The sequence below is a fragment of the Streptomyces adustus genome, from assembly GCF_009377175.1.
Taxonomy (GTDB): Bacteria; Actinomycetota; Actinomycetes; order Streptomycetales; family Streptomycetaceae; genus Streptomyces; species Streptomyces adustus.
Map to the genome: position 1 here is coordinate 1 of NZ_VJZD01000324.1, position 8967 is coordinate 8967.

The window sequence follows — 8967 nt, forward strand, 5'->3', positions numbered from 1 at the left end:
GGTGCCGCGGGATGCCGGCTCAGCGTCCGTACGTACCGCCAGACCCCGGTCACCAGCAGGCCGAGCCCGACGAGGGCCCCGACGCGCAGGACGGCGAAGACCGGCCATCCCGTCACCCGCGCGACACCGGGCTCCCGCAGCGCCCGCGCCAGCCACGCCCAGAAGTGGAAGGCGAGCCCCAGCGCCAGCACGCTCGGATACGACACCGTCAGCGCGAGGGAGTTCAGACCGAGGAAGCCGCTCCACTCGAACAGGGTCGTGCCCCAGAGGAACACCAGGCACAGCAGCACCAGCGCTGGTGCCGCGGGATGCCGGCTCAGCGTCCGTACGTACCGCCAGACCCCGGTCACCAGCAGGCCGAGCCCGACGAGGGCCCCGACGCGCAGGACGGCGAAGACCGGCCATCCCGTCACCCGCGCGACACACCCCAGCAGCAGGGTCCACGGCGAGTAGTACGGGCTCGGCGTGTCGGCGTCGACCAGCGGGTTGCCCGGATCGGTCAGACGGTGCCGCAGGCGCTCCACGGTCGCCGCGTGCATGCCTAGATCGCCCGCCCAGGGCAGTCGGACGATCACCAGGAGCATGAGGACCAGGACGAGTGCCGCGACCGCCGGCGCCAGGACCGCGGTCGCCCTATGCGATGCGCCGCGCACCGGGCCGGAATGACGAATTCACAGTCATTCGCGACACTTTAACCTAATCGTGACGGATATCACGAAAGGCAACCAAAAGGGGGGAGCCCCGGCCTGTGCGGCCGGGGCTCCCCTTTCGTGTGGCGGAACTACTGCGGGACCGTGCGCTACGAGTGCGTGCGCAGCAGCGTCCGCATGGTCCGCATGGCCACCGACAGGTTGGCCAGGTCGAACGTGTCCGAACCCTGGATCTCCTCCAGCGTCGTACGCGCCCGGCCCAGGATCGCCGCGTTCTTCTCCTGCCACGCCTCGAAGCGCTGCTCCGGCGTCGAGGTGCCGTTGCCGACGGCGAGGACGTCCGCGGTGAGGGCCGCGTGGGCCGCGTACAGGTCCTCACGGATGGAGGCGCGGGCCATGGACTGCCAGCGGTCGGCACGGGGCAGCTCGATGATGCGGTCCATGAGCTGGGTGATGTGCAGCCGGTCGGCGAGGTCGTAGTAGACGTCGGCGACGTCCAGCGGCTCCTTGCCCATGCGGTCGGCGACCGAGACCACGTCGAGGGCCGGGAAGGCGGAGGAGAACCCGGCCACCCGCGTGGCCAGCTCGTCCGGGACGCCCGCGCCCGTCAGCTCGTCGTAGACGTGCTGGTACCACTCCAGGTCCGCGCCGCGCAGCAGCTTCGGCAGCTGCTGCCAGACCTGCTCGACCCGCTCGGAGAAGAACTCGACCGTCTCGGCGAGCTGGAGCGGCTGCGGCCGGTTGTTGAGCAGCCAGCGGGTACCGCGCTCGACCAGCCGGCGCGAGTGCAGCCGGATCCGGGTCTGGACGACGGCGTCGACCTTGTTGTCGAGGTCCTCGACCGCGTCCCACACGGGCGCCGCGCGGAAGATCGCGCGGGCCGCGGTCTGCGCCCGGACGATCTCCTCCAGCGACGCGCCGGTCTCCTCGCGCAGCCGGTGCAGATACGTCGTACCACCGGTGTTGACCGTGTCGTTGACCAGCACGGTCGTGGTGATCTCACGGCGCAGCGGGTGGCTGTCGAGGTGCTCGGCGAACTGCTCGCGCAGCGCCGTCGGGAAGTACGCGTACAGCAGGCCGCGCAGATACGGGTCGTCGGGCAGCGAGGTGTGCAGCAGCTCCTCGGCGACCGTGATCTTCGTGTACGCCATCAGGACGGCCGTCTCCGGGCTGGTCAGGCCCTGGCCGGTGTTCAGGCGCTCCCGGATCTGGCGGTCGGTGGGCAGGAACTCCAGCGCCCGGTCGAGGTGGCCCTCGCGCACCAGGTGGCGCAGGAAGCGCTGCTGCGCGTGCAGCATGTCGTTGGACTGGGCGAGGGCGTTGGCGATCGCCGTGTTCTGCGCGTAGTTGTTGCGCAGGACCAGCGCGCCGACCTCGTCGGTCATCTCGGCGAGCAGCTTGTTGCGCTGCTTGACGGTCATGTCGCCCTCCGCGACCAGACCGTTGAGCAGGATCTTGATGTTCACCTCGTGGTCGGAGGTGTCCACGCCGGCGCTGTTGTCGATGGCGTCGGTGTTGATCCGGCCACCCTGGAGCGCGAACTCGATCCGGCCGAGCTGGGTCAGACCCAGGTTGCCGCCCTCGCCGACGACCTTGACCCGCAGGTCGCGGCCGTCGACACGGATGGGGTCGTTGGCCTTGTCGCCGACGTCCGCCTGGCTCTCGGTGGACGCCTTGACGTACGTACCGATGCCGCCGTTCCACAGCAGGTCCACCGAGGACTGGAGGATCGCCTTCATCAGGTCGGCGGGGGTCAGCTTGGCGACCTTGGCCTCGATGCCGAGCGCCTCGCGGATGTGGGCGTTGACCGGGATGGACTTCGCCGTGCGCGGGAAGACACCGCCGCCCGCGGAGATCAGCTCGCTGTTGTAGTCGGCCCACGAGCTGCGCGGCAGCTCGAACAGCCGGCGGCGCTCGGCGTAGGAGGTGGCCGCGTCCGGGTTCGGGTCGATGAAGATGTGCCGGTGGTCGAAGGCGGCGACCAGGCGGATGTGCTCGCTCAGCAGCATGCCGTTGCCGAACACGTCACCGGACATGTCACCGATGCCGACGACCGTGAAGTCCTCGACCTGGGTGTTCACGCCCAGCTCCCGGAAGTGCCGCTTCACCGACTCCCAGGCGCCCCGGGCGGTGATGCCCATGGCCTTGTGGTCGTAGCCCGCCGAGCCGCCGGAGGCGAAGGCGTCGCCGAGCCAGAAGTTGTACGACTGCGCGACCTCGTTGGCGATGTCCGAGAACGTCGCCGTGCCCTTGTCGGCCGCGACCACCAGGTAGGTGTCGTCCTCGTCGTGGCGTACGACGTCCGCCGGGGGCACGACCTCGCCGGCCACCATGTTGTCGGTGATGTCCAGCAGCGCCGAGATGAAGGTCTGGTAGCTGGCGATGCCCTCGGCCAGCCACGCGTCCCGGTCCACGGCCGGGTCCGGCAGCTGCTTGGCGACGAAGCCGCCCTTGGCGCCGACGGGCACGATCACCGTGTTCTTGACCATCTGCGCCTTGACCAGGCCCAGGATCTCGGTCCGGAAGTCCTCGCGCCGGTCGGACCAGCGCAGACCACCGCGCGCGACCTTGCCGAAGCGCAGGTGCACGCCCTCCACCCGCGGCGAGTACACCCAGATCTCGAACGCCGGACGCGGCGCCGGGAGATCGGGGATCGCCTGCGGGTCGAACTTCATGGAGACGTAGGCGTGCGGCGTGCCCGGCTCGGCATCCTGGAAGAAGTTCGTACGCAGGGTCGCCTTGATCACGGTGAGGAAGGACCGCAGGATCCGGTCCTCGTCGAGGGAGGCCACCTGGTCGAGGGCGGCGTCGAGCTCCTCCAGGAGGGCGTCGACGATCTCCAGGCCGGCGCTCTGGCGCTCCGGCGCCATCCGCGCCTCGAAGAGGGAGACCAGCAGACGCGTGGTGTGGACGTTGTTGCGGAGGGTGTCCTCCATGTAGTCCTGGCTGAAGGTGGAGCCCGCCTGGCGCAGGTACTTGGCGTACGCCCGCAGCACCATCGCCTGCCGCCAGGTCAGCCCGGCGCTCAGCACGAGGGCGTTGAAGCCGTCGTTCTCCGCCTTGCCGGTCCAGGTGGCCTCGAACGCCTGCTGGAAGCGCTCGCGGCCGTCCTCGCCCAGGTAGTCGCCGTTGCCGCCGCCCAGCGACTTGGGGATCCGCAGACCGAAGTCGTAGATCCAGGAGCTCTTGCGGTCCGAGCAGCGCAGTTCGTACGGCCGCTCGTCGATCACCTCGACGCCGAGCCGGTTGAGGACCGGCAGCACCGCGGAGAGGGAGATCGCGGCGCCCTTGCGGTAGATCTTGAAGCGGCGCTCGTCGGGGGCCGCGCCCACCGGCTCGTACAGGCTGAGCGAGAAGTCGTTGCCCGCCTCCTCGCTCAGGCGCTCCAGGTGGACCAGGTCGGAGACCGCGGCACGCGCGGTGTGGTCGGCCTTGTAGCCCTCGGGGAAGGCGTTGCCGTAGCGGCGCAGCAGCTCGGCGGCCCGCTCCTCGCCGCACTCGGCGTTCATCGCCTCGGCGAACCCGTCGGCCCAGGACCGCGCGGCCTCCACCAGGCGGGCCTCGATGCGGTCCTTGTCGGAGTCGCTGAGCTGCGTCAGCTCGGTGCCCTGCGGGACGCGCACGACGAAGTGCAGCCGGGACAGGATCGACTCGGTGTTCCAGGCGGTGAAGTCGACGCTGATGCCGCCGAGCTCCTCCTTCAGGATGTCGATGATCCGCAGCCGGACACCGGTGGTGTAGCGGTCGCGGGGCAGGTAGACCAGCGCGGAGTAGTAGCGCCCGTATTCGTCCTGGCGCAGGTAGAGCCGCAGCCGGCGGCGCTCCTGGAGGTACAGCACGGACGTGACGATGGACTGGAGCTCGTCGACCGGCGTCTGGAACAGCTCGTCGCGCGGGTAGGTCTCCAGGATCTGGAGCAGGTCGCGCCCGTCGTGGCTGTTGGGCGAGAACCCGGCGCGCTGGAGGACCTCGTCGACCTTGCGGCGGATGACCGGCACGCGCGTGACGGACTCGGTGTAGGCGGCGGAGGAGAACAGTCCCAGGAAGCGCCGCTCGCCGACGACGTTGCCGTCCGCGTCGAACTTCTTCACGCCCACGTAGTCGAGGTACGACGGCCGGTGCACGGTGGAGCGGCTGTTGGCCTTGGTCAGTACGAGGAGCTTGTGCTCGCGGGCCTTGGCGCGGGCGTCGGCGGGCAGTCGCTCGAAGGAGGGGCTCACCGGGTGGCCCTCGTCCTCGGAGTGGTGCGGGTCGGACCGCAGGATGCCCAGACCGGTGCCGGGGACGGCGGCGAGGGAGTCGTCGCCGCGCAGCTGGTACTCGCGGTAGCCGAGGAAGGTGAAGTGGTCGGCTGCCAGCCAGCGCAGCAGCTCGCGGGCCTCCTGGACCTCGGGCCGGGCCATATCGGCGGGCACCGGCTCGTCCACGATCCCGTCCGCGACCCGGGCGGCGGTGTCCCGCATCTTCTCCCAGTCCTCGACGGCCTCGCGGACGTCGGAGAGCACCCGCAGCAGATCGGCGGTGATCTGCTTGAGGTCGGCGCGGTCGGTCTCACGGTCGATCTCGACGTGGATCCAGGACTCGGTGTGCGTGTCGTGCGGCATCGAGCCGACGGGCGGCTCGGTGAGCACCTCGACGAGCTTGCCGGTGACGTCACGGCGGACGACGACCTGCGGGTGGATGACGACGTGGATGCCACGCCCCTGACGGGTGAGCTCGTTGGTCACCGAGTCCACGAGGAAAGGCATGTCGTCGGTGACGACCTCGACGACGGAGTGGCTGGACGTCCAGCCGTTCTCCTCGACGGTCGGGGTGTGCACCCGCACGTTGGCGGTGCCCTGCGGGCGGTTCTCCGCCAGGCGGTAGTGGGAGAAGGCCGCGCCGAAGACGTCGACCGGGTCGCGGCCGGACAGGTCCTCGGGGGCGGTGTGCAGGTAGTAGCGCTGGAGGAACGCGAGCACGGAGTCCCGGTCCGGGGCCCCCTGGCTCGTCGTCCCAGTCGGTAGGTGCCCCCCGACCGGGCTGTTCTCAGCGACCCGGGCGGCCCTCTCGAGCAGCTCGGCCTTGGCTTCGTCCAGCTTGGTCTGCATTGTCCTCTGGCTCCTGTCGCGCGCCGTTGCGTGACGTAGAAGGAAGTACGGTCTCCTGCCTTCCGGCGCAACGCCACGACGCGGGGTCTCCGGTCGGTTCCGACGCTATGCCGCAAGGTGAGATGAGCGGGGGTTTATCAGCCATGTTCGACACCCGCACGTGGTGTGACGCTGCTCTCTGCCGCGTCCCGCCCGGTGATGTGTACGGCGTCCTGGGGGCCCTCGAAGCCCCGTCCCGCCCGCAAGGACCAGCGACCGCCGCCCGGTCACGGATGTAGTCCGTGCGTCCCGGGCGCAGGGCAGAGGCAACGGTGCCCCCGCGAGCTATCGCGCTGATCACGCCACTAAGGCTATCGCCCTCCACGGGGGACCCGTCATGAGCCGTATGTGTACAAAACAGGGGGTGGAACTTTGACACTCTGCACAGGGGCGAAGGAAGCCGGGCCATGCAGTGGGACGTATACGCCCGAGCATCCCCAGCCCGCCCGAGCATCCCCAGCCGGCCCGAGCATCCCCAGCCCGTCCGGCGTTTGAGGACGAGGCCGTCCAGGCCGATGAAGGTGCAGGCCGATGGGGGTGCAGGGGCGCAGCCCCGCCGGGGGTCCGGGGGCGGAGCCTCCGGGACGGGCAGGGGCGGCGAGAAAAGTCGACGCCGCCCCCAGCTTCCCGCACCCTGAAATCGACCGCGCCTCTTGGCAACCCCGCCGCCACCCGGCACGTTGCCCAGGACAGCCCACGCCCGCCCGAGGGGAGCCGCCCGACATGCCCGCGAAAATCCTCGTCCTGACCGGCGACGCAGCAGAGTCCCTTGAGGTCCTCTACCCCTACCAGCGCCTGCGCGAGGAAGGCTACGAAGTCCATATCGCGGCCCCCACCCGCAAGACCCTCCGCTTCGTCGTCCACGACTTCGAACCGGGCTTCGACACCTACACCGAGAAGCCCGGCTACACCTGGCCCGCGGACCTCGCCTTCTCCGAGGTGGACCCGGGCGAGTACGTCGCCGTCGTCATCCCCGGCGGCCGGGCCCCCGAGTACCTGCGCAACGACCCCGAGCTGCGCAAGATCCTGAAGTCGTTCTTCGACACCGACAAGCCGGTGGCCCAGATCTGCCACGGCCCCCTGCTCACCGCGGCGGTCGACAGCCTGCGCGGCCGCCGCGTCACGGCGTACCCGGCGCTGGAGCTGGACATGCAGGCCGCCGGTGCCACCTTCCAGGACAGCGAGGCCGTGGTCGACGGCACCCTGGTCTCCGCGCGGGCCTGGCCGGACCACTCCGCCTGGATGCGCGAGTTCCTGAAGGTGCTGCGCGCGAAGGCGCCGGTCACCTGACCCACGGGCACCGAACCCCCGGCGCGGCGCCCGCCGGAGCGCCGCGCCGCCCGCCGCCCGGCCCACAGGCGACTCGGCCGAGTCGCCTGTGGGACCGTGGGCCAGGCGGCTCGGCCGAGGCCACGGCTCAGGCCGCGACCCGCTGAGCCTCCTCGACCGCCTCCTCCAGCGTGTCCACGACCGGCACACCCACCTGCTCCAGACTGGCCCGGCTGTGCGACCCCCCGGTGTACAGCACCGCCCGCGCCCCCGCGGCCAGCGCCGCCACCGCGTCGTCGGCCGCGTCCCCGATCACGACCGTGCGGGCGGGATCCACCCCGGCGAGCGAGCCGAGGTGGCGCACCATGTGCGTGGCCTTGCTGCCCCCGGACGGGCCGGTCCGCCCGTCGACGCGCACGAAGTGCGACTCGATGCCGAAGCCCCGTACCAGCGGGACGAGCTCGTCGTGCACGTACATGCTCAGGATCGACTGGCTGCGGCCCGCCGACGCCCACCCCGCGAGCAGTTCGACCGCCCCCGACGTCAGCCCGCAGGCCGCCCGGTGCTCGGCGTAGTACCGGTGGAAGATCCCGTCCATGAGCTCCCACTCGGCGTCGGTCGGCAGCCGGCCTATCAGGCGCTCGTAGAACTTCGGCACCGGCACGCAGTACAGCGCCCGGTACCGCTCCAGCGTGATCGGTTCGAGCCCCAGCTCCAGGAACGCCGCGTTCGTCGCCCCGATGATCGCCTCGTTGTCGTGGAAGAGCGTGCCGTTCCAGTCCCAGACGATGTGTGCAGCTTTGTGCTTCCCCATGGGAAAAAACTACCCTCGGCCACTGACATGCACGAGAACGGCCAGGCGGTCTCAGCCCCCGAGTGCGACCAGGTTCTGGATCTCCTGGGTGGCGAACCACAGCAGTTCGTGGTCCTCGGCCCCGTCCACGACGAACTGCGCGTCGTCGTCCCCGCCGTCCGCCGCCGGCAGCGCCTGCGCCGCGGCCGCCACGTCCGCCTCCGCTTCCGGCGCGTCGACGTGCACCGAGGCCACCTTGGCCAGCACCACGGCGCCGGCGACCCGCACCTCGCCGAGCGCGGCCGGGTCGAGCCCCCGGTCGGGGTCGACGGACGCGCGGCCGTCGGGCACGTCGACGGCGACCACGGTCCGCCGACGCGCCGCCCCGGGGTCCGCGGCGAGCAGGCGCAGCGATGCCAGCGCGGCCCGGCTCAGCGCCGCGTACTCCAGTTCCTCGATGTCGTCGGAGAGGTACCACTCGCGCAGTCCTGGCGTGACGGCGTACGCGACGAGCGGCTCCGTCCCCAGCTCACCCGTCTTGTACGCCTCGGCGAGACCGGAGAGGGTCAGAGGGACGTAGACGCGCATGGAGGGCCGCTTTCGTGGTCGGGGCTCGGGTGACCTGAGGGAGGCCGGACGGCGCACCCCCCGGAGGGCCTTCAGGATACGTGCGGGAGTCCCCTTTCGGGTCCCTGCCCATCCCCCTGGGCACGTCCACCCGGCACCCCGGAACTCACCCGGTGCACCCCCGGAAACACGGGCCGTACGCGCCCCTGGGTCATCCTGATAGGTGAACCTTCCGGGCCCCTCGCCCCGGGCGACGGCTTCCTTGCTCTTGCGGTCCACGGCCCCGTACAAGATCCCCAACCGCAAGTTACCCACCGGTACCACCCGGGTCGGACCCATCCGCCGGGCCGGGAGCCGCTGGACCCGAGGAACGGGGACGCCCATGAACAAGGTGATGACCAGGACCCGCCGTCACACCGGCAGCCGCCCGCCGGTCCGTCACGACACGCGCCGCCCCGGCACCGGCCCCGCCCGCACCGCACCGGGCACGGGCCCGTCCCGCACCGCGGCGGCAACCGCTCCCGCCCCGGCGTCCACGGCCACGGCCACCTCGGTATCC

The 8967-nt window shown here is 70.9% G+C and carries 4 protein-coding genes and 1 pseudogene; 1 reads left to right on the forward strand and 4 read right to left on the reverse strand.

Translation table 11 applies throughout. From position 1 onward, the window contains the following. Nucleotides 1–584 (reverse strand): annotated as a pseudogene (locus FNH09_RS41865) (hypothetical protein); the annotation flags it as partial. 215 nt (nucleotides 585–799) lie between these two features. Further along, complete coding sequence (locus FNH09_RS41870) at nucleotides 800–5740, reverse strand: NAD-glutamate dehydrogenase (protein ID WP_152895098.1); 4941 nt, start codon at nucleotides 5738–5740, stop codon at nucleotides 800–802. Between the two features lie 762 nt (nucleotides 5741–6502). Between FNH09_RS41870 and FNH09_RS41875 the strand changes: the two genes are divergently transcribed. Then, nucleotides 6503–7069 carry a DJ-1/PfpI family protein gene (locus tag FNH09_RS41875; RefSeq protein WP_152895099.1) on the forward strand — a complete coding sequence of 189 codons (567 nt, stop codon included), beginning with the start codon at nucleotides 6503–6505 and terminating at the stop codon, nucleotides 7067–7069. Nucleotides 7070–7196: 127 nt separating this feature from the next. On the opposite strand, the gene FNH09_RS41880 is transcribed toward FNH09_RS41875, so the two are convergent. Continuing rightward, nucleotides 7197–7862 (reverse strand): HAD family hydrolase, encoded by a 666-nt coding sequence (locus FNH09_RS41880; RefSeq protein ID WP_152895100.1) that lies wholly within the window; start codon nucleotides 7860–7862, stop codon nucleotides 7197–7199. Between the two features lie 51 nt (nucleotides 7863–7913). Continuing rightward, entirely contained in the window at nucleotides 7914–8429 is a 516-nt protein-coding gene (locus FNH09_RS41885) for a DUF6912 family protein (RefSeq protein WP_152895101.1), read from the reverse strand. Between the last annotated feature and the right edge of the window lie 538 nt (nucleotides 8430–8967).